Below are 20,781 nucleotides of genomic sequence, written 5' to 3' on the forward strand. Positions count from 1 at the left end.
CCTCGCTTGCGCTGCGGGCTAGTGTTTGACTACTCGCGGTGCGTCTTGCGCCACGCTTTCGGCGTTACGCCGCGGATCTTGCGGAAAGCTCGGTAGAAGGTCGAGAGTTCGCCGAAGCCGCACTCAAACGCGATCGACGCGATAGTCCGGTCCGACTCTTCCAGCAGCTGACACGCGTGATCGACCCGCTTCCGCTGCACGTAGTTGAGCCACGTCTGCCCGGTAAGGCGGCGGAAGATGTGCGTGAACCGGCGGCGCGGCATGCCGAGCTCCTTCACCACGTCGTCGATCGTGCTCGCTTCAAAGAAGTAGGAGTCGAGATGCCGCACGTAAGCCGCGACCTCGTCAACGTCCGGCTCCAAGCTCAAATCGCTAACCGGTTGGCTCGAGGGAATCGACTCGGACGTGAGAAGCGAAAGAACCTCGAGCGCATTGGCGACCATCGCCAGCGACGTGGTCGGATCGGCTTGCCATTGCTGGTAAAGCAACCGACGGAGCCGCCGTTCGATCCGCTGCGAAAAGTGAAGCTGACACGCCTGCTTGCCGTGCGGCAGGACCGACGCGACCTGCGGATCGAAGTTAAGGAGCCGCTTCTCGATGCAAAGGATGTAGAGCGACATCGGCGAGCCTGGATCGTCCTCGATCCGGTTCCGCCGCTCGGCCGGGACGACGATGATGTCGCGGGGGCCGACCGAGTAGCTGTCGTTGCCGATGTGGATCTCCCCTCGCCCCGCTAGCACGTACTGCACTTTGATAAAGGGATGCGAGCGCCACTCCATGACGAAGCCGGGAGCATGATGGCTCTCAAGGATCGCGACGCCCCAGCTCGGCAGGTTCTCGGCCAAGGCGGTCTGCGTGCGCACGACCATTCGCCGCCCGGTGATGGGATCGATCTGCGGCGAACTGGAAGGCGGCTGGGTCATAGGAGACTATGGTAATCGCAAACGGGCTTTGGCGCGACGGGCGCATAAAAAAACCGCGCCCTGGCGAGGACGCGGCTTTTTCTATTTTGACATAGCCAGCGGTTGGTCTTAGTGACCCGGCGGGCAGGTCGGACAATCCGGCCCACAGCCTTCGTACGGGTCGCCGACGCGGTGCAGGTGGTTGTGGTCGATGTAGACCACTTCAACCGTTTCCTCATCAACCAGCGTGTGCGGGAAGGGCCAGCCGATACGCTTGACTTCGGTGTAGTTGACCGTGCACTTGTAGTGAGCATGGTGCAACTGAACCGGGCCGACCAGCGGCATCACCCGCGGAGGATCGACGTAGTCAGCGATCTTTTCCTTCTTAATGCGGACGTTGTTGCGGTTCGTCTCGTGCAGGAACGGCATACCGCCTTCAACCGGGCGAGCTCGTTCCAGAGCGCGAATCACTTCGTCGTCGCTCGGCGGGTCCAGGGCGACGTGCGGACCGCCCGGCGGAATCGGCGGCAGAATCGGCACGCGGCCATAACGTTCGTGTTCGAGAAACTCGTCTTCTTTCTGTTCCTGGAAGTAAGGCGAAACCGGGAACGGCATGAAGAACGGGCCCAGATACGGACCTTGGGTCGTACAGCCGACGCTGGTCATCAGCGTGCTAGCCGCGATCGCCAGGCCAAGGGCGGTGCGTAGGCTTAAACGGTACATGGATCAACCTCTCAGTTTTGCCAGGGCGCTTTTTGCGGGCGAAGCCCAATCCATTAGGTCGCCGCACAGAAGCGCGGCATTTGCTGCTAGTGCTATTTATCGTGTGAAGCTGTAACAAACTTGCGGCCTTTTCCGGTCGCAAGGCAATTTCCTGAAATGAGGGCCCAAAAATTGCCCTCTGCGCATAAAAAAACCCCTGAAAGGCAGCAATCTTTCAGGGGTTCGGATCGCCATCCAGCTTTCGCCCTGGCTAAACGGCTACTCGCTTTCGGTGATGGTATCGCTTACGTAATTTGACCATTACCAGCGGCCGTGACGGCGGGCCTTGAAGTCGACCGTCCACCAGCCCTTGTTGAATTCCATGGTGACTTTACGCCAGCCGAGCGGAACTTGCGGGTACGGGTAGAACGGACCGATGTAAGGCCAGGCAGCTGGCGAGTACTGCTTCGGGTATTGGAGAGCAGCGTAGTTCGGGTAAGCCGCGTAAGCCGGCCAAGCGTAGCCCGGCAGCGTCGGGTTGTCGTAACGAACCGGCGAGGCGTAACCAGCGGCGGTCGGGTAGTAGGCCGGCGGCTGCATCGCAACCGGGGGCTGCATGCGGGCCGAGGCGTAGCGGAAGTCTTGCGTTCCGGCCGGAGCGAAAGCGCGCGGCATCTGGCCTTGGGCCATCGCCGGTTCCGGCTGATAGTTCGGCATCTCAGCAGTCGGAATCATCGCTTGTTGCGGAACGGGGCGAAGTCCTTGCGGAGCCAGCGGAGCGGCCGAAGCGGTACGCGGCAGATCGGCGTACATCGGCGACGCTTGCAGTTCACGCGGCGGTTCGGCCGGGGTCGGCACCGATTCGGCGGCCGAAACGAGGACGCCCTGGATCGCCGGGGCTTGCGGCTGATTGACGGTCACGCCGTCGACAACCTGCTCAACGCCCGAGATGCGACGAGCGATGTCGATCGCCAGGTCATGCTGACCCTGATCCGAGACATGCCCTTCCAGCCAGACGACGCCGTTTTCGACGCTCAGACCGATGTTGAAGCCCTTCAGGCTTCCTTCCGCCTTCTTCATGTTCAGTTGTTCGACGATCTGACGCGAGATCTCGGCGTCGTCGGCGTTCAAGACGCTGACCGGGGCGAGCGTAATCGCCGCGAGTAGCGCTAATTTCCAAAACCGTCGCATAATTCCCCCTCCTGAGAATATCCGTAAGCGATCCGAGTGAATGACGTCCGCCTTAGTTCCCGTTGCGGGTCGGAAACGTCAACTTGCAAAAGTCGACTGGCGAAGACGTTTGCTGCTCTCATGCTGCGTCGCTTGCGTTCACTACGCACCGCGGATGCGGCATAACTGTCATTAGTTGTCGGCAATGCGGACGTCCTAATGGCACAATTTTTTCGATTTTGAGGGCACAAAAGCCGTCAAAATCGCTCCCTGCGCAATAAAAGAACCTCGTCAGCGGACGAGGTTCTCTAATCGTTTCATTCCCGCACCGGCCAATTAGTGGGTGTGGTGCTTCGAGCGGCGACGGTGGAAGTCGAGCCACCAGTAACCGTCATCCCATTCCAAGGTGACGTTCTTCCAGCCCAGCGGAATCTGCGGATACGGGTAGTGCGGGCCAATGTACGGATAGACCGATGGAGCGTGCTGCTTCGGGTATTGATCCACGCCGAAGCCCGGGTAACCCGGAGCTCCACCCATGCCCGGATTCGCAAAGCCGGGATTGCCGTAACCACGGACCATGTGACCATGGCCGCCGTAGCCGGGAGGGCAAGTTTCGCAGTTCTGCTGGTAACCGACCTGTTGAATCGGCTGACCCATCGGATAGCCAGCGACAGCCGGCTGCGGCATTGCGGCCGGGCCAGCGGCGATCGGCACCCCAAGCGGCATTTGCTGACTGGGCGCTTGAGCCAATGCGAACATCGGCAGCGCGAGTAATAGGAACGTGCTGGCGCTCCCGATCCACGAAAATCGCATCATCGCCTCCTGGTTGCAGTGCGACATATTCGATGATTTCGCCCCCATTGAATTGCTGCAGGGACGAACAAAAGTGAGTCATTTAGCGAAGCCGACCAGCCCCATCGCGTTTCCGCGACAGCAACACCGACAGACTTCTAGCAATGATTTCGGCAGATCCAGGGGCCGAAAGGTAGAAATTTTTCCGGTTTTGGCAATCATGCCGAAAGTAAGAGACGCTCCGCGCTCAAAACCAGGGGAGATAAAGCGACCGTAGGGTCGGTGGAGCAATCGCGAACAGGCGATTTGACCCATTCAGCGTTATTCGCTTGCGAAACCCACCATTCACTTGCAAGCACATTGTCGACCTGGTGCCATGCTCTTGCCGCGTCTTCGCGGGATGAGCATGTCTTCAATGCACTTCGCCAGACGTAAGGTGGGGTGGAGCGAGCGCACATTGTTGGGTTGCGCTTCGCTGCACCCAACCTACGCGAGAGACCCTCGCTAGCAGCCGAGTCTCTTAAAACGACTGATAGCTAACCCGACTTCCTTGCCCATCAAAGACGCAGCCGACGACCAGCAGCGACAGCACGCTGGCACTGCAAATCCAATAGGGACAGTTGATCGCGATCTGCAACACCGCCAGTCCGCAGACGACCAACATCGAAGCGACAGCTCCGCATCGACAAGCGGTCGCGATCCAGCCGGCGATCCGACGCTTCCGCGCCAGCATCACCCACGCGGCGCTCAACATATAGATGACGGCCAAGAGCCACAAACCTCTGACGTCAACTACGTGAATAAGACCTAGCATCCGTGCCTCGAGATAGCAGAGGAGGGGAAACCGGCAAGACTTCCTTGTCTTGTTGCGAGCGTGAATATTTTTCACCTTTTCTCTCGCTGGCACACTTTTTACTAAAGTCGCCTCCTTTCACGAAGAGCAATTCCCGCATTCCGCCCAGTTTATCGCGAAATCGCGCCCCCCATCCGCTGAGGGTGAGAAGTCGCGAATCCTGGTCACCGGGTGCCATGGCCACGGCCTTGCGTGGCCATGAATGCGGCCCAAAACCACCAACCGGGCGCCACTGCTGGCTTGCCCAGCAGTGCGAAGCGTCGACCCGACGCCCACTACTGGACAAGCCAGCAGTGCCACCCCATTTTCCACCTCCCGTTTGATCACCGTCGCCGTTTCTTCCGCTTCGGCCGCCTCCTTGGTCCGTTCCGGGGCGACTGGACTGGACTCGGCGTCGTTTTTTTCTGTTCCTCCTTACTCAAGGCAAGCAGTTCCGCGGTCGTCAGCGAAAGACAGTCTCCAAACCAAGTCCCGAGTGGACTCAGCGGCCCACTTTCTTCCGCGGGGAGTGGACTGGACTGCGATTTTTTTTCTGGGGGCGACGACTCAGCGGCGTCTTCCGTTTCCTCTGCAGCCGGAGAGTGGACTGGACTGCACGCAATTTTTTCCGCCAGATCGACCAGGCGATAGCGAGGCTCTTTACTCATTCCGCCAGGCGCCAGCACAATTTCGCCGTCGGCGACCATCCGGTCCCAGGTCACGCCGAACTTCCCGCCGCTCATGCCTGACAGCTCGCGGATCTTCAGTTTGGTCGCATTGGCCGGGTCGATCTGCTGCATCACGCACCGGAGCCGCCACCAGAGCCGATCGGCCAGCGTCTGCGCCTCTACCTCGGCCGCCTCCAATTCGATCGACGCGACATCGCGGATCGTCGCTTCCCACTGGCCGGCGGCCGAATCGACTTCCGCGCTTTCATTAATATCTACACCCCACTGGCCGCTTCGCCCGCTGCTCGCGCCGAAGGTGAGCCACAACCGATGCAGCCCGCTCCCTGGCTCAAACGCTTCGCGGCGATTCACCAAAAGCCATTGCCGCGCGATCGCGCCGCACGGCGAGTCGGCCAGGTCGGCCGCATCCATCGCCCGCGGCTTTATTTCCTTGCGGGTGCGGCAACAAACGATCGGCGTAGCGCCGGCCGCCAGACAACAATCGGCGAGTGCCCGCAGCTGCGCCGCTTCCGCGCGGCGCGTCATCGGCGCCAGATCGGCCGCGTCGATCAGCACCACCTCCAGTTGGTTCCGCGCAATCCAATCGCTCAGGCGATGCATATTCACCGCGCCGCTTGGCTCGACCAAATTGAACGCCCAGACAATTTGCTCGAGCGCCGCGAGATCGCCGCGCCGCTCCGCCAGACTCATCACCGCCGCTTGAGCCGCTTCGCCGCCGACAAACCCGACGCGAAACGCTTGCTCCGCAGCAAACTCCCCCAGAAACGCGCCGCCGCTCGCGAGCGCCGCCCCCAGATCAACCGCCAGCGACGTCTTCAAACAACGACTCGGCCCCAAAATCACCGCCGCTTCCCGCTGCCGCAACATCCCCGAGAGCAACCACCCCGGCGAATCCCGCCGCGACAGTAATTCCGCAATAGTCAAACTCTCCAGCGGCTCATCAACCTGCCGACAAGCGACTACTTCGCCCCCGACAGAAATCTTCGGTAGGCTGGGTCGAGACCCAGCAAATTCGACGTCGCCAAGAGGAAGAGCTGGGTCGCGACCCAGCCTACCCGGACTACTCGGAAGCAAATCACTCACCACGATCGACATCGCCATCTCCTCCCTCGGCTCCCGGTGAGCGCAGACAACGAGCGCCACCGCAAACGGCGTTACCAAAAACAGCAGAGCCAAACCGCAGCGCCCGGCCCGATCCCCAGACCCAACGCACCACTGAAAGAAACCGAACGCATCCCGCAAGCGCCGGCAAATGGAGAAAGGCATCGCCGATTCAGGACGAAAAACCCGAATCGGCGAACATGTACAAATTTATACTAAAGATCGAACAGTGCGTCAAACATTTTTGCGAGTGCTGGGTGCCATGGCCACGGCCTTGCGTGGCCATGATTGCGGCCAACAACCAAAACCAGCGCCGCACTACCCAACCAACAACAATCCCCCGACGTCTCTCCCAACGTCAATCTTCCCAAAAACGCTTGCAATCCCCGACTCCAAACCAAATACTCCCTGCATGGCTACTCCGCATCGCAAGACGATTCATCGATTCGACACGCCAGGCGACGTTCACTTTCTGACGTTTTCCTGCTTTCGTCGCTTGCCATTATTGAGTCGAACACGGACACGTCAGTATTGTCTCGACGCGCTAGAAGTAAGCCGAGAAAAGAACGGCTTTGATCTGTGGGCGTTCGTGATCATGCCCGAACATGTTCATTTGATCGTGCTGCCGCACGCTGGCGTAAAAGTCGCCCCGATTCTATCGACGATCAAACAGTCGGTCGCGAAACGAGCGATATTCTGGCTTCAGCAAAACGCTCCGCAGTTTCTGTCGCGAATCGAAGACCTACAGCCCAATGGAAATCGAAGCTATCGTTTCTGGCAGCGAGGCCCGGGGTACGATCGCAATCTTCGCTCCGCACGGGATGTTCACGAAAAGATACGATACATCCATGAAAATCCGGTGCGACGCCATCTTGTCGAACGACCGGAGCAATGGCCCTGGTCGAGTTGCGCCGCATGGGAATCGGGTTCTAATGAGCCGATCCCGCTAGATCGCGCCAACGTACCCGCGCTGACCAACTTGGACGACTCGATCACTTCAGATTACTGGAGATAAACGAAGTTCCACGCACATTCATGGCCACGCAAGGCCGTGGCCATGGCACCCGTGCAAATTCACCGTCGTCCAGTTCATCCAAAGCTGGGTCTCGACCCGGCCTACGATACTAAACCGGAGCCCCACCGTTCTCGGCCATCCAGACTAACCGAGCACGATCTAGCTTGCCCTGATAAGTTAGCGGCCACTCTTCGACGGTCGCGTAGCCTACGGGAATCGCCGCCAGCTCCAACTTATCGGCAAGCCAATGCGACCATTCGACATCGGTGGGCAGCACAGCCCCTGGTCGAAGCATTAGGAATGCAAACGGAACCTGGCCGCACTCGACATCAGGGGCTCCAACGACGACGGCCTGCAGGACCGCAGGGTGCTCGCCGAGGGCCGCCTCGACCATTGGCGGAGCGATCTTTCGACCGCCTCGGTTGATCATGTCTCTTAAGCGGCCTGCAAGCCACAGGAATCCATCAGCGTCCCTGCGGGCAAGGTCGCCTGTGTGGAGCCAACCATTGCGGAGAACCCGAAACGTCTCGGCAGTATCATTCCAATAACCGACCATCACCCCAGGGGTCTCCAGTAGGATCTCGCCCACCTCGTCGGGACCTACCTCATTTCCCATGGGGTCGATCAGTCGCACTTGAATCCCTTCCAATGGTCGGCCGATCGAACCGATGCGCGCAGGGCCGCTCGCTGGGTTCATCGCATAGAACCCAGCCTCCGTCATCCCGCAGATCTCAATGAGGTCACGGCCTGTGGTCAATTGGAACTTTGTTTGAAGGGCCGCCGAGACCGCATCCCCGCCAGAAAGCCAGAGGCGGAGTTTGGAATGGTCGGCCGTGGCTGCGGCAGGGTTGGCGAGGAGTTCTCGAGTGAGCGCGGGGATCGCGACCACAAACGTGGCCCGCGGCTCGGCCTGATAGGTTTCCCAGAACCCCTTCGCTTGGCCTTCGTGCAGCACCACCCGGCCGCCGACTTGAAACGAGGCAAGGACCTGCCCGAACAGCGGCAGCGGACGGCTAAGCTGCTGGACGACCAGCGCCACATCTGACTCGGTGAGTTGGATCTCCTTCGTAAACGAGGCGACACGGAGCGCGAGTCGCTCTTGGGTGTGGACAACTCCCTTCGGTCGACTCGTCGTCCCAGAGCTATATACGATCAGAGCCAGATGGTCCCGCCTTGGATCGGGCGGGTCCGGAGGATCTGAAGGTCCCGCCTCCACGATTTCCCAAGGAAGAATCCGATGCGGCGGGTTGGGATCACCGATCGTAATTGTGACGTCGGGGCGAAGGTCGTCCTGGCCCTCCAAGACCGTTTCGAGCATGGCAGGCGACGCAACGAACCCACGTGCCACGCTGGTCCTCAGTACATAGCGGATGTGGACCGCAGGGGTCCACGGGGCGAGCGGCACCGCAACGAGTGAGGCGCGGAAGCAGCCAAGGAGCAGGGTTAGATGCTCAATGCTGTTACCAAGCACCGTCACCACTCGGTCACTAGGGCCGAGCGATTGGAACCGCAGCCCTGCCGCAACTCGCTCGACGCGGTCATCGAGGTCCGCGTAGGTATAGTCACGGCCTCCAGCGGTCACGGCAATCCGATCCGGGAAGCGTGACGCCGCGTCGCGAAGAACCCGCCATAATGCCATCGTAAGAAACCCGTGTCGAAGAATATGGTCCGAGCGAAATGATACGACAAGACAACGGACCTCCAAACAGCGAACACCCAGTTTAGCGATAGATTTAGCAGACAGTCTTCCTGGTCAAAAACGACCTCACACGTTGGAAATGACGAATTTCGAGCTTTCGGCGCACTTCGGCGCTTCGTCAAACCCCACTTTCGAGAAGAAAAATTCGGCGGGAACTTGTTGAGTTACAGCAATGAAGAACAGCTTTTTTTCTTCTTGCGGTCAGCGAAACCTATTACCCTGCTGAAGTAACGAAAGGGGACGGCGGTCATTTCTGGGAGAGATTCAAAAACGACCCCCGCCCTTCTTGCCCGTCGAGTAGGATGGTTCGAAACCCTGTTCTTTGAAGTCCGCGCGTCAACCTGCTGGGCCTCGCCCCAGCTTACGATACTGCCATGTGTAAAGTCCGTTACAAAATAAAGGGAACGTCTCTCGAATTGACATCGAGTTCCGGCAAGTCCACGACAGTTGGTTTGCAGTGGCCCGTAAAGGAAGTGCTAGTTTTTGGAACAGTGTTCGTTGTTCGTACCGAGCCACAACCTGGAGCGCATGACAACGAGAATGTTCACGGAGTGAGCGAAGATGGCGGAATCGTTTGGACTGTCCCAAAACGGAAATACATCTATGCCGACAGCCCATTCACAGGGATTGTCGAAGAAAAGGGGACTGTAAAGCTGTTGAACTGGGACGGAACAGAGATATCAGTCGATCCTCAGACCGGAACCATCATTCAGGAGTCATACGGCAAGTGACAAGGGGAGCAGTTTCGTAGGCTGGGTCTCGCCCAGCTCCTAGAGCCCCAAAGCGTCAACATGCTGGGTCTCGACCTCAGTTTTACCCACATTTTTTCTCCGCGAGGTCGCAGCCGCGGAGGATTAGCAGTAGTTTTTCGAGGCCGCACCAGAGGGTTTGCCAGCCGGGGCGGCCGTCGCATTTTCGTCCCAGGTGGCCTCCGAGGCCGCCCAGGTGTTTGATGAAGTCGGCCAGCGTCATCGTGGTTGCGTCGAGGCGCGGCGAACGGGGGCTTTTGCCCTGACGCACTTTGGCGATCGTTTCGACCCACTTCTTCGGCGCGACATCCGCAGCGATCGCGTCAGGCTGTTCATCCGCCAAGTTGCGCAGCCGCAACAACTGCACCGCCACGATCGACAGCAGCCCGGTGATCCGTTCCAGACGCTCCGCCTCGCGGTAGTACCGCGCCTCGACCTGACAGCCGGTCTTGAGCGCTTTGTGATACTCTTCGATCGCCCACCGCTGCGCGTAGTAGTCGACGATTTGCTGCGCTTGCTCGACCGTTTCGACCGGCTGTGAAGTGAGCAGCACCCAGCGAACTCGCTCCTTCTCGGTCGGCGGATGGACTTCAAGCAGTTCAACCGCCCACATCGCCAGCGGCTCGCCCGGCGCATGTTCGCGAATCCAAGCGTTCGTCACTTTCGGCTGCGGCAGCGACAACGGCGCGAATCGCAACTCCAACTGCGCCGTGCGGGCCGAACGCTTCGCCGTCGCAGGCACGTCCAGCGTCTGAAGTCCGCGGACCGGTTGCGCGGCGAGATGCTCCTTCAAGGTGATTCGTTCGCCCGTCGGAGAGATTACTTGACGATTCAAGCGACAAGCGCGAATCACCCAACCGCAGCCTTGGCGATAAGCGCGGCAGAAGACTTCGTAGTCGTCGGCGCCGCGATCGCAGACGTGCAGCCACGTTGCGCCGGGCGGCGGCGAGCCGACCTGATCGATCAACCGTCCCCAGACCGCCTGTTCGCGCTGGGGATCACGCCGACGCGCGTTCTTGGCGCCTGGCTTTTTCTTTTTAGGGCGATACAGAAGCTCTTGACCGGCCAGGCCGATCACCTGCTTCGAGTCGGGATCGCGCATCAGCGCCGAGTGAAGAAAGAATCCGCGTCCCGTGTTGCGTCCGACAGGCCCCAAGCCCTTCGCGCGACGCTTGCCGCCGTAGTTGATTTCGGTCGTATCGTTGAGAATCAGCCGCACCGAACCGGCGTCGCCGTTACGCCTGGTGCGTTCGTAATGGGGCGTGGTGATCGCCTGAAAGCTGACGTCGTCGCAGTCCATCAAGCGGTACAGAGCCTTGCAATCGGCCCAGGTTTCGGTCTGCTTGGTAGAACTGCCATCCGGCCACGCAAGCGTCTTCGCGGCGGTGCTGATCAGCCGCTGGGTTCGGCGTTTATCCCCCAGTTCGCACTCCGAAAATTCCATCTTCGCCCACTCCGTTGGAACCAACAACATCGCCATACGCTCCATCGCCGATAAGCGTCACGCCGCCCATCGCGCAGCCAGATTCGACGCCGTCAGCTCCCCATGCCGGAGCCGGAAACGAGAGGGTCCCTCCCTCGCGCGTCGACAAGCTGCCTAGATGCACGCCGAATGCCAATCGCAAAATTGGCGAAAAACAGGGCGAAAACGAAGATCGTGTTGTAAAAACTGCGAGCTAGCGTTGTAGAAATGTGGGTAAACCTAAGGTCTCGACCCAGCCTACAATACTAACGATACTATAAAACTCAATTCATCCCGCCACCAATAGACTCTTCCCCACGGCCCTCCGATGAACAATGAATCCTTTGCCGAATCTTCTCGCCGCCGGTTTCTGCTTGCTGCGTTGGCGGGGACGGGGGCTATTCCTGTTGCAGGCTGGTGTGCGGCGGCGGATGGGGATGATGCGTCGGCGGTGCGGGCGGGCCAGTTTCATGAACCGGCGCGGGATCTTCCCTTGGTTCGTGATGCCGATGTGATCGTCTGCGGAGCCGGTCCGGCCGGCGTGTCGGCGGCGATTGCTGCGGCGCGAGCTGGGGCGCGCGTTCGGCTGTTCGAGAGCAATGGCTGCTTGGGCGGAGTCTGGACGGCGGGACTTTTGACCTGGATCTTCGATTTCAAAGGGGACGGCTTCACCGCCGAACTGACGCGTCAACTGGACGCCCGCGATGCGCGACGGGGCGACAGCACGAATCGTTTCGTCTATGAGCCGGACGAAATGAAGCGGTTGCTGGAGGATCTGTGCGTTGAAGCGGGCGTGCAATTTCGCCTAGACACGCGGCTGGTCGCGGCCTATCGCGAAGGTCGGCAACTGACGACGGTGATTACCGAATCCCGCTCGGGGCGCGAAGCGTGGGAGGCGCCGGTCTTTATTGACGCGACCGGCGATGGCGCGTTGGGGGCGATGGCGGGCTGCACGTGGGAACTCGGGAACATGGAAGACGATCAGGCGCCGCAATGCGAATGCCAACCGCTGACGATGAATGCCCTGGCGGCCGTGAAGGACGTGACGAAGATGAGCGACTTCATCTCGTTCTATCAGGGCGATCTGAACTGGCACGTCGAGGCGACGAAACATTTCAAAGCGGAGATCCAACGGGCCGGGCTCGATCCGTCCTATGGCATGCCGACGATCTTCCACGTTCGCGACAACGTGGTGCTGCTGATGATGAATCACGAATATGGCATTCGCCCCGATGACGCCGATGCGATGACGAGAGCGACGGTGCGAGCACGGAAGGAAATCTTTGACATCGTTCATGCCCTGCGAAAACTTGGCGGCGTCTGGGAAGGGTTGCAGGTCGTCGCCACGGCGGAGCAGATTGGAATTCGCGATGGGAAGCGGATTCGCGGCCGCTACACGGTGACGAAGCAGGACCTGATCGACGGCGCCCGGCACGAAGACGCCGTCGCCCGGGTCACCTTCGGCGTCGACATTCACGCGAAGAATAAAAAAGACAACGACAAGCTGACCATCGAACGCGGGGGCGTGAGCCGAACCATTCCGTACGACATCCCGCTTCGCGCGCTGATCGCGAAAGACGTGGACGGGCTGATGATGGCAGGTCGCTGCATCAGCGGCGATTTTGTCGCCCATGCCAGCTACCGCGTAACCGGCAATGCCGTAGCCACCGGAGAAGCGGCCGGGATCGCCGCCGCACTGGCGGCAACCGGAAAGCGTCAACCGCACGAGGTTTCGTGGGCCGACTGCAAAGCGGTGCTGGAGAAACTGCCGCGCTCGATTTGATGGGTAGCTTCGCCACGAGCGACATCGCTGAGCAGGGCCCACGTTAGGCCGAGGCCTGACCTCTATGAACTTGCCGTTCCTGCGCAAGAAACGCTTGCGTCGCCTGCTGGCAGACGAAAGAATGGCGTAACGCATTTCTCCGCTCGTCTTGGAAATGCGACGCACCCCGCCGGCTTCCTCATCGACGCCAATCCCACCTTCCCACCGAATTGCTCTTAGGACGCTTCCTCATGAGTGACGCCAGCCTTCGCCTTTTCGCCTGCCTGTTCCTCCTAGGCGTGACGCTCTCGTTTCCTTGCGACGCGAGCGCGTCCGAACGTCAAGCGACGCCAACTTCGTCGATCCGCCTGAAGGACGGATTTCAGATCGAACTGCTTCGGTCGGCCCAGCCCGACGAAGGCTCGTGGATCTGCATGACGTTTGACGACAAAGGCCGACTGCTGCTGGCCGACGACCAGGCAGGCGTGTTGCGGATGACGCTGCCTGTGGGCGACAAGAGCCCCACCATTGAAAGACTTGCAGGGACCGAAAACCTGAAGCACTGTCGCGGGCTGTTGTACGCCTACGACTCGCTGTTCGCGTGCGCGACCAATGGCGAGGGGATTTACCGCTTGCGCGACGCAGACGGCGACGGCACGTTCGAGACGCAAGAGTTGATTTGCCCGCTCGAATATGAAAGTCGCTACGGCCATGGCGCCAACCAGCTGAAGCTGGGCCCCGACGGCATGATTTACGTCGCGATCGGCAATGACGTCTGGTTCCCGGAAAACGTCAGCGCGAACTCTCCCTACCACGATCCGCACGACGACTGGCTGCTCCCCAATCCGCAGGATGGCGAACATGACGAGCGCGTCGGCTACGTTTTGAAAATGTCGCCGGACGGAAAAACGCGCGAGATAGCCGCCGGCGGTTTTCGCAATCAAGTCGATGTCGCGTTTAACGACGCTGGCGAGCTCTTTACCTGGGACGCCGACATGGAATGGGACGTCGGTTTGCCCTGGTATCGCCCGACCCGCATCAACCATGTCGTTTCGGCGGGCGAATATGGTTGGCGAAGAGGGACCGGCAAGTGGCCGACCTGGTTTCCGGACAGCTTGCCGAGCACGCTCGACACAGGCCTGGGATCGCCAACCGGCCTGACGTTCGGGGGCGGTAGCCAATGGCCCCAGCGATATCGCGGCGCGCTCTACGCCGCCGATTGGCAGAACGGGCGGCTGCTGATGATCGATCTGCTCGAAGCAGGGGCTTCGTATCAAGGGAAGTCGGAAGTTTTTGCGGAGGGGAGCCCACTGAATATTTGCGATCTCGAGTTCGGCCCCGATGGCGCCCTCTACTTCATCACCGGAGGACGCGGCTCGCAATCGGGACTTTATCGCATTACCTATACCGGCGACGAGAAAACGGTCGAGACGGACCAGCTGCCGGCGCCATCGGCAGAGGCGGCCGCGGCTCGCAAGGTACGCCATGAGCTAGAAGCGCTGCATGTGCGTGAAGACGCGGCGCAGTTGCCGCTGATCTGGAGTCACTTGGGAAGCGACGACGTCTGGATTCGCTCTGCGGCCCGGCTCGCGCTCGAAAACCAGCCGGTCGAAACTTGGCGCGATCAAGTACAAGCCGAGCCTGACTCGAAAGCGCGGCATACCGCGTTGATGGCGCTGGCTCGTGTCGGAGGCCCCGCGGATCAGGCGATCGTGCTGCAAGGACTTGCGGCAGCCGATTTCGCCACGGCGAGCCCTGACGAACTGCTCTGGCTGCTCCGCACGATGCAACTGACGCTGATTCGCCAGGGGCAACCGGCGGCGGAGAGTCGCGACAAGCTGTTGGGTCTGCTGCAGAAAGTTCCAGCGTCCGATCGCTTCGCCGCGAATTGGCTGCAGAGCGAACTGCTGATCGCCCTGAACGCCGACATGGCGCTGGAGAGCATCGGCCAGAAGCTCGCAACGGCCGCAACGCAGGAGGAGCAGATTCAATACGTGAAGCTGCTGCTGCGGTCTCCCCAACACCGCAGCCGTCCGTTGCAGGCGCAACTGCTGCAATGGTTCCAGCAGAATAAGCGACTCCCCGGCGGCAAACTGGTTCAATCGACGGTACTGGGAATGCGAAAGGAGTTTGAGGCGACGCTTACCGAGCAAGACCGAGAGAACTTCCAGAAAGAACTCGCCCAACTCAACGAGCCGGCCGAAGAAGGGGAGGGCGCCGCGCTGCAGTCATCACGGCCGCTGGTTCGCGACTGGACCGTCGACGATCTGGAATCGCAACTGGCCTCGCTCAATTCTCCCTCAGGCTCTTCGCAAGCCGGCAAGACGCATCTGGCGGCGGCCCTCTGCTTACGTTGCCACCGCTTTGGCGACCGCGGAGGACAGGTCGGCCCCGACTTGACGAACGTCGGCAAACGCATGGATCGCCGGACGCTGCTCGAATCGATCGTGAATCCCTCGAAAGAAATCGATCCGAAGTACGGCAATTCGGTCTACCTGCTGGAGAACGGCCAGGTCATCTCGGGACGGACCACGATGGTCAATCGCAATCAGATCGGCGTCGAAACCGACCCCCTGACCGGCCAATCGGTCACGATCGAGCGGCAGGAGATCGCCGAATCGAAAGTGTCGCCGGTCTCGCCGATGCCGCCAGGATTGCTGAACGTCTTTACGGCGGAAGAGGTGCGCGATTTGGTGGCGTATTTGAGGAAAGAGGAGTAGTTTGTAGGGGAGCGCGGTCGAGTATTGCAGGCTGCGTTGAAACCCAGCTGTTCGACGCCTTTCTTTTAACCACGAAACGACGATGACATTCTTGGTCTGCCCACTTTGCGGAGATGGGATGCACGGGCTTCCCAACATGGCTGACGAGGCGGCATGGTACGCCAAACACCATCCTGACCTTGAAGTTGGTTCGGTGATCCCAGAGATCCGCTTCAATTGCAGGCACGAATATTCGATCGGAGATTCGATCGTTTGTCGCGACCGCAACAACTCAACCATCTATACCATTTCGTCCTTGATTCAGCGTGAGAACCAACCCCCATTGCTCACAGCAACCTCTCCGGAAGGGCGGACATTGCATTTCGCCGTGACGCAAGTTCGACCGCACCGCGACGACGATCCCCGAAAGGCGGATCCAGCGGCAAGCCCTTGGAAAGGGTATTTTTGAGGAGCGGCTCCAATTACTTGCATCGCAGCTTCGTAGAATGGGCCGAGACCCGACGCCATGACGTTTTGAAAGACGCGTTTAACAACAACCATCTGCGCTGATCATCTTCATCTGCGGTTCCAACAACTCTGGCGGTAAGGTAGTGAACCGCAGATGAACGCAGATTTACGCAGATCCGATACCAGGAGTTCATCAGGCCAAGACCTGACCTACCGGAACTCGTTAAGGGAAGATCCGTTTTACAGGCTAGTAAATGAAGTCCGCAATGATCAGCTACGATCTCGTGATGGATGACGAGATGGAATTCATCGAAGGGACGTTTCGACTCCCCGGCGCCGACTGGCAAGTTATCGTCACGCTCCGTCAGGACGTTCTTGAGCCGGCGGTGAAGCAGGTCCGCTGGGATTCCGGCGTTACAGGCGTCAATCTGATCGTCCCCCTCTCGATGCAGCTGAACGCCAGCGTGGTGGAAGCTGCACTTGGCGAGCATTTTGGCGTCGATCGCTGGGTTGTCGTGCAGGGGCCTGACTCGATGGTCCTTCGTTGAGAGTTTCGCAGGCGAGTGCAATGTCGCCCGGCCACGAATAAAACGAATAATGAGCGAATCGCTATCCCAATCACTGTCGTCCAGCGACATCGAATCAACACCGCCTAAAAAGCGCGGCCTTCACTTTTGGCGCGGCTTCTGGCTGACGTTTCTGGTCGTGTCGCTCGCGTACGCCTGGTATTGCTTCTACGTTCCGTCGAATCGGATTGCCTGGGCGGAGAGTTACGCGGCGGCCCAACAGCAAGCGGCGGAGTCGGGCCAACCGATGATCCTCTACTTCACCGGCACGTGGTGCGTCCCGTGTCGCATTATGAAACGGGAAGTCTGGGCCGACGATCAGGTGGCCGAAGCGGTCAATGGGCATTTCATCCCAGTGGCGATCGACGTAGGGAACCCGGACCACGCCGCGATCATGGCTCGCTACAACGTCGGGGGCGCGCCAGTCACAATCGTCGTCAATTCGCAAGGCGACGCCTTGCAATGGAGGGCAGGGGGCATCGGCAAGGCGGAGTTTCTGGAATTGCTGACGGCTTCCGAGTCGTCCGCCGCGCAGGATCAGTGATCCCGAAGCGCGGGCGCGATGGCCACGGCTTTGCGTGGCCATGAATGTGGTCGGCAATCCGGTTCGCGTCATTGCCCCCTAGAAGGTCACAAATCACTTCGCTTTCGCTAGGGCGACGGCCTTTTCAAGAATTCCACGCACAATCATGGCCACGCAAGGCCGTGGCCATGGCTCCCAGATTTGAAAACAAAAAAAGCCGCCCCAGCTGGGACGGCTTTTCGTTTTTCAAGCTCTTTGTAGCTACTATTTCAGCAGCTTACCCAGCTCCGAGTCCAGCTGGCTGACGTGAATGTTGCGGCTGATCACCTTTCCATCCGCGCCGATCAGGAACATCGTCGGCAGGGTCAGCACGCCCAGGTCGGTCGCTAGCGGGCTGTCGAGGCCGCCATCTTCGTAGATTTGCGGCCAGGTCAGCCGGGCTTGCCCCAGGTACTGGGCCAAGTCGGCTTTGTCCGAGTCGAGGCTCACGCCGATCAGCTCAAAACCCTTGCGACCATACTTGGCCTGCAGCTGACGCATGATCGACTGATCTTGCTTGCACGGTTCGCACCAGGTCGCCCAGTAGTGAACCAGCACGACCTTGCCTTTGAGGGCGGCGAGATTGACCTGCTTGCCGTCGAGCGTTTTGCCGGCGACCGAGATCGTTTTGCCGACCGAGGTCAAACGACGGAGCGAACCTTCCGCCTTGCGAGCGAGCGGCGTACCGGCGAAGTCGTCGCCGATCTGCGAGTACCAGGCCTGCGCCTTTTCTTCTTCGCCGGCGAATTCGTTGGCGATTGCCAGCTGCAGCATCGCTTCGGCGGCGTCGTCGCTCTTCGGATACGCTTTTACGAAGCCTTCCAAGCTTTCGAGCCACGCATCCTGCACCTTGGTGAAGTTGGCGTTCGGATCTTGCAGCTGGGCGGTGTAGTCGGCGCTCATGCGGCGGAATTCGACGTACGAAGCGACGTCGCTACCCGGCGCCGCCTTCGCGGTCGCTTCCGACAGCGCGATCAGCTTGGCCATGCCGTCCGGATATTCGCCGGTTTGGACGCCAGCGCTGATGACGTCGGCCATCTGGCGAGTCCAGTTGTCGCGCGATTCTCCCTCACCGCTGGCCGCAGCCAACGATTCCATCAGCGCGACCCGCTTCTTGGTCAGCTCCTGACGAGCCGCCGCGGTGGCGGCAGTCGCTTGCTTTTCGTCGAGCGCTTCGAGCTCGTCGAGCAGCTTCTGCATTTCGGCGTTCACGGCCGGGCGACCGGCGACGCCTTCCATTTCGGGACGGCGAGCGGCGAACGAAGCCTGGAAAAAGAAGCCTTGCGAGCCGTTTTCAGCGACGGCGGCGGTACGCGGAGCGGCGATCACCTTCCACGAATTGCCGAGCTTCACCAGCGTGCCGATGTCGATCTGGCTATGTTCGCCCGCGGTTTCGACCACAGCGGCGACGTTTTCATAAACCAGCAGGTCTTGCGTGGCGCCGTCGGTTCCAGCCGGAACGATTCCGGGACGTGTCGCGCCGAAGTGGACCCATTTGGTTCCCTGGTTGACGGCGGTCTGGGCGCCGGCCCATTTGGTGAACTCATTGGCGGCGGCGTTGAGCGAGCCGAGGAGCTCGGCGGCCTTATCCTTGCCGAGGCCCAATTCTTTCGCTTCGTCGGCGGTCAACAGCAGGGCCTGGAACCGTTTGACGTCTTTATCGCGGACGGCGGCGACGATTTCGGCCGAGACTTCTTCGGGGGAAATGATTTCCCAGCGATCGATGGCGCCATCTTCGTTGTCGTCAAATCCCCAGCGCGAGCCGCCGGTGGCGAGCCAACGGTATTGGTCGGCCTTGCTGTTGAAGTCGGTGTCGAGATCGCGGTAGACCTCGATTCCGTTGTTGTAGTAGGCCCAGACGTCGACTTTATTGTCCCCGTTGGAATCGACGAACTGACGCATCTTTTCGCCAGCCGGTCCGTAGACGACCCAGCCGGTGGCGCCGTTGACCTTTTCGGCCCGAATCGAGCACTTGGGAATCTCGTCCGCCGTGGGGATTTCGTATTCAACCTCTTGCAGAGGCGTAAGCTGCAGAGCCTGCTCGACAGTGGGGGTCGCGGCTTGCAGCGTCCCTGTCGCCGCAGCGGCGAGCGCGGCGGCCAACGAGAGGGTGGCGTAAGGCTTGGAAATCGCCATGGTTCTTCGCGTCCTTGCTTCTGAGTAACTCAACGAATGACAGCACTGGGGATTATTCACACTTTCCCGAAATGCTTCACCATCAATTTTCGACGAAATGGGTCGGTTTAGGCGAACCAAACCGGATTTTTTCGCCTCCTTTTTTGGAGCCAAACCCCTGATCTGCAGCGGTTTTACCTCGATTTTCCCGCATCTAGGGACATATTTTCGGCGGAAGCCCGTTAGCCCGTTTGACAAGGAACGAGCGCCGCCTAGAATAACGAATTCCTGTTACGGCAATGCCGTCAACAAGGGGCACATAGCTCAGTTGGTTAGAGCGCGTCGCTGATAACGACGAGGTCCCAAGTTCGAATCTTGGTGTGCCCACTATCGATTCCGAAGAAGGCGAAGCGGTCAGGATTGAACCCCTGGGGCCGTAGCTCAACTGGGAGAGCGCCTGCTTTGCACGCAGGAGGTTGCCCGTTCGATCCGGGTCGGCTCCACTCCTTTTTCTGGAACGTTTTCGCTGGCTAACACCGCCGTTGAGCGTGCTAAACAGCCTCGAAAACAACTTTCCAGAAAATTGCAGCCAGCCCCTTTACTTCGATTTTGGTTTCGATATATTTGGACGCTTCCCCAACGGGGCCGAGACTGATCAAGGAGAGTTCAGTCACCAGGATTCGATGAATTCGAGCCTGAATTCTCCTCGCTCAGCTTCGAGCGGTTAGCCCAAGCGGCCGACAAGTTCTTTGACAATTTGGCAAATGAAGTAGATGGCATTCGTCACGTTTTGTTGACGTAGTTTGCGATCGACTGAGAGAACTGCGAGAGCAGGGAGTCTTGGTGGATTTGCGGCTGCTAAGCAAGCGTGAGAATTATAGAGAATGCAAAAGTAACCGGGTCCCCCGTTCTACAAGCGGGGGATCACATAAGGTGAAATTCTCGAGCGAAAATATCGTTAAAACGGATCGGATATCTAATGGCGTCGCCGCCGTGAGGCGTCGACGAACCAATAGGTCCGGTAGCTAGGCGAATATTTACAGCGAAAAGCTTTGAATATTTGTGGTCAAGCTATTAAGGGCGTATGGGGGATGTCTTGGTATCAGAAGGCGATGAAGGGCGTGGAAGACTGCGATAAGCCTGGGGGAGTTGTCAAACGAGCGTTGATCCCGGGATTCCTGAATGACTTGCACTGAATACATAGGTGCAAGTGGCTAACCCAGAGAACTGAAACATCTCAGTACCTGGAGGAAGAGAAAGAAAACTCGATTTCGTTAGTAGCGGCGAGCGAACGCGAAATAGCCCAAACCGTGGAGATTTTCTCCACGGGGTTGTAGGGTCTCTCACATGGGAGTTACAAAGCGAACTACTAGTTGAACGACATGGAAAGGTCGGCCACAGACGGTGACAGCCCGGTAAACGAAAGTGGATTCGCCTCCCGAGAGATACCTGAGTAGGTTCAGGCACGTGAAACCTGGACTGAATCTGCGGGGACC

The 20,781-nt window shown here is 59.5% G+C and carries 14 protein-coding genes, 2 tRNA genes and 1 rRNA gene; 8 read left to right on the top strand and 9 right to left on the bottom strand.

What is annotated here, in order from left to right; genetic code table 11:
* Positions 1-29: 29 nt before the first annotated feature.
* From LOC68_RS03695 to LOC68_RS03720, 6 genes are all read right to left on the bottom strand, one after another.
* Entirely contained in the window at positions 30-923 is an 894-nt protein-coding gene (locus LOC68_RS03695; protein WP_230215897.1) for an AraC family transcriptional regulator, read from the bottom strand.
* 108 nt (positions 924-1,031) lie between these two features.
* Positions 1,032-1,625 carry a hypothetical protein gene (locus LOC68_RS03700; protein ID WP_230215899.1) on the bottom strand — a complete coding sequence of 198 codons (594 nt, stop codon included), beginning with the start codon at positions 1,623-1,625 and terminating at the stop codon, positions 1,032-1,034.
* Between the two features lie 300 nt (positions 1,626-1,925).
* Positions 1,926-2,795, bottom strand: coding sequence for a BON domain-containing protein (locus LOC68_RS03705; RefSeq protein ID WP_230215901.1), 870 nt, complete (start codon positions 2,793-2,795; stop codon positions 1,926-1,928).
* A gap of 315 nt (positions 2,796-3,110) precedes the next feature.
* Positions 3,111-3,614 carry a hypothetical protein gene (locus LOC68_RS03710; protein ID WP_230215903.1) on the bottom strand — a complete coding sequence of 168 codons (504 nt, stop codon included), beginning with the start codon at positions 3,612-3,614 and terminating at the stop codon, positions 3,111-3,113.
* Between the two features lie 472 nt (positions 3,615-4,086).
* On the bottom strand, positions 4,087-4,335 hold the full coding sequence (locus LOC68_RS03715; protein WP_230215905.1) for a hypothetical protein: 249 nt from the start codon (positions 4,333-4,335) through the stop codon (positions 4,087-4,089).
* Positions 4,336-4,742: 407 nt separating this feature from the next.
* Positions 4,743-6,011 carry an AAA family ATPase gene (locus tag LOC68_RS03720; RefSeq protein WP_230215907.1) on the bottom strand — a complete coding sequence of 423 codons (1,269 nt, stop codon included), beginning with the start codon at positions 6,009-6,011 and terminating at the stop codon, positions 4,743-4,745.
* 328 nt (positions 6,012-6,339) lie between these two features.
* Here LOC68_RS03720 and LOC68_RS03725 point away from each other — a divergent pair, with 328 nt between their 5' ends.
* Positions 6,340-7,203, top strand: a complete 864-nt coding sequence (locus LOC68_RS03725; protein WP_230215909.1) for an REP-associated tyrosine transposase — start codon at positions 6,340-6,342, stop codon at positions 7,201-7,203.
* A 109-nt stretch (positions 7,204-7,312) separates the two neighbouring features.
* Here the strand turns inward: LOC68_RS03725 and LOC68_RS03730 are convergent, their stop codons facing one another.
* Together LOC68_RS03730 and LOC68_RS03735 are read right to left on the bottom strand one after the other, a co-directional pair.
* Complete coding sequence (locus LOC68_RS03730) at positions 7,313-8,842, bottom strand: class I adenylate-forming enzyme family protein (protein WP_230215911.1); 1,530 nt, start codon at positions 8,840-8,842, stop codon at positions 7,313-7,315.
* A gap of 873 nt (positions 8,843-9,715) precedes the next feature.
* Positions 9,716-11,095 (bottom strand): IS4 family transposase, encoded by a 1,380-nt coding sequence (locus LOC68_RS03735; RefSeq protein WP_230215913.1) that lies wholly within the window; start codon positions 11,093-11,095, stop codon positions 9,716-9,718.
* 346 nt (positions 11,096-11,441) lie between these two features.
* On the opposite strand from LOC68_RS03735, the gene LOC68_RS03740 reads away from it, so the two are divergent.
* The 4 genes from LOC68_RS03740 to LOC68_RS03755 all read left to right on the top strand — a co-directional run bounded on the left by LOC68_RS03740 (position 11,442) and on the right by LOC68_RS03755 (position 17,152).
* Complete coding sequence (locus LOC68_RS03740) at positions 11,442-12,896, top strand: FAD-dependent oxidoreductase (RefSeq protein WP_230215914.1); 1,455 nt, start codon at positions 11,442-11,444, stop codon at positions 12,894-12,896.
* Positions 12,897-13,126: 230 nt separating this feature from the next.
* Positions 13,127-15,595 (top strand): c-type cytochrome, encoded by a 2,469-nt coding sequence (locus tag LOC68_RS03745; protein ID WP_230215916.1) that lies wholly within the window; start codon positions 13,127-13,129, stop codon positions 15,593-15,595.
* Between the two features lie 701 nt (positions 15,596-16,296).
* Positions 16,297-16,590, top strand: a complete 294-nt coding sequence (locus LOC68_RS03750) for a hypothetical protein (RefSeq protein WP_230215918.1) — start codon at positions 16,297-16,299, stop codon at positions 16,588-16,590.
* 49 nt (positions 16,591-16,639) lie between these two features.
* The gene (locus LOC68_RS03755; RefSeq protein ID WP_230215920.1) at positions 16,640-17,152 is read left to right on the top strand and encodes a thioredoxin family protein; all 513 of its coding nucleotides are present in this window, start codon (positions 16,640-16,642) and stop codon (positions 17,150-17,152) included.
* A 243-nt stretch (positions 17,153-17,395) separates the two neighbouring features.
* Here LOC68_RS03755 and LOC68_RS03760 read toward each other — a convergent pair whose 3' ends face one another.
* On the bottom strand, positions 17,396-19,306 hold the full coding sequence (locus LOC68_RS03760) for a redoxin family protein (RefSeq protein WP_230215922.1): 1,911 nt from the start codon (positions 19,304-19,306) through the stop codon (positions 17,396-17,398).
* A gap of 292 nt (positions 19,307-19,598) precedes the next feature.
* Between LOC68_RS03760 and LOC68_RS03765 the strand changes: the two genes are divergently transcribed.
* The 3 genes from LOC68_RS03765 to LOC68_RS03775 all read left to right on the top strand — a co-directional run.
* Positions 19,599-19,672, top strand: a tRNA-Ile gene (locus tag LOC68_RS03765).
* Positions 19,673-19,715: 43 nt separating this feature from the next.
* Positions 19,716-19,788: transfer RNA gene (locus LOC68_RS03770), tRNA-Ala, on the top strand.
* A gap of 561 nt (positions 19,789-20,349) precedes the next feature.
* Positions 20,350-20,781 (top strand): 23S ribosomal RNA (locus LOC68_RS03775); the annotation flags it as partial.

The sequence above is a fragment of the Blastopirellula sediminis genome, from assembly GCF_020966755.1.
GTDB lineage: Bacteria > Planctomycetota > Planctomycetia > Pirellulales > Pirellulaceae > Blastopirellula > Blastopirellula sediminis.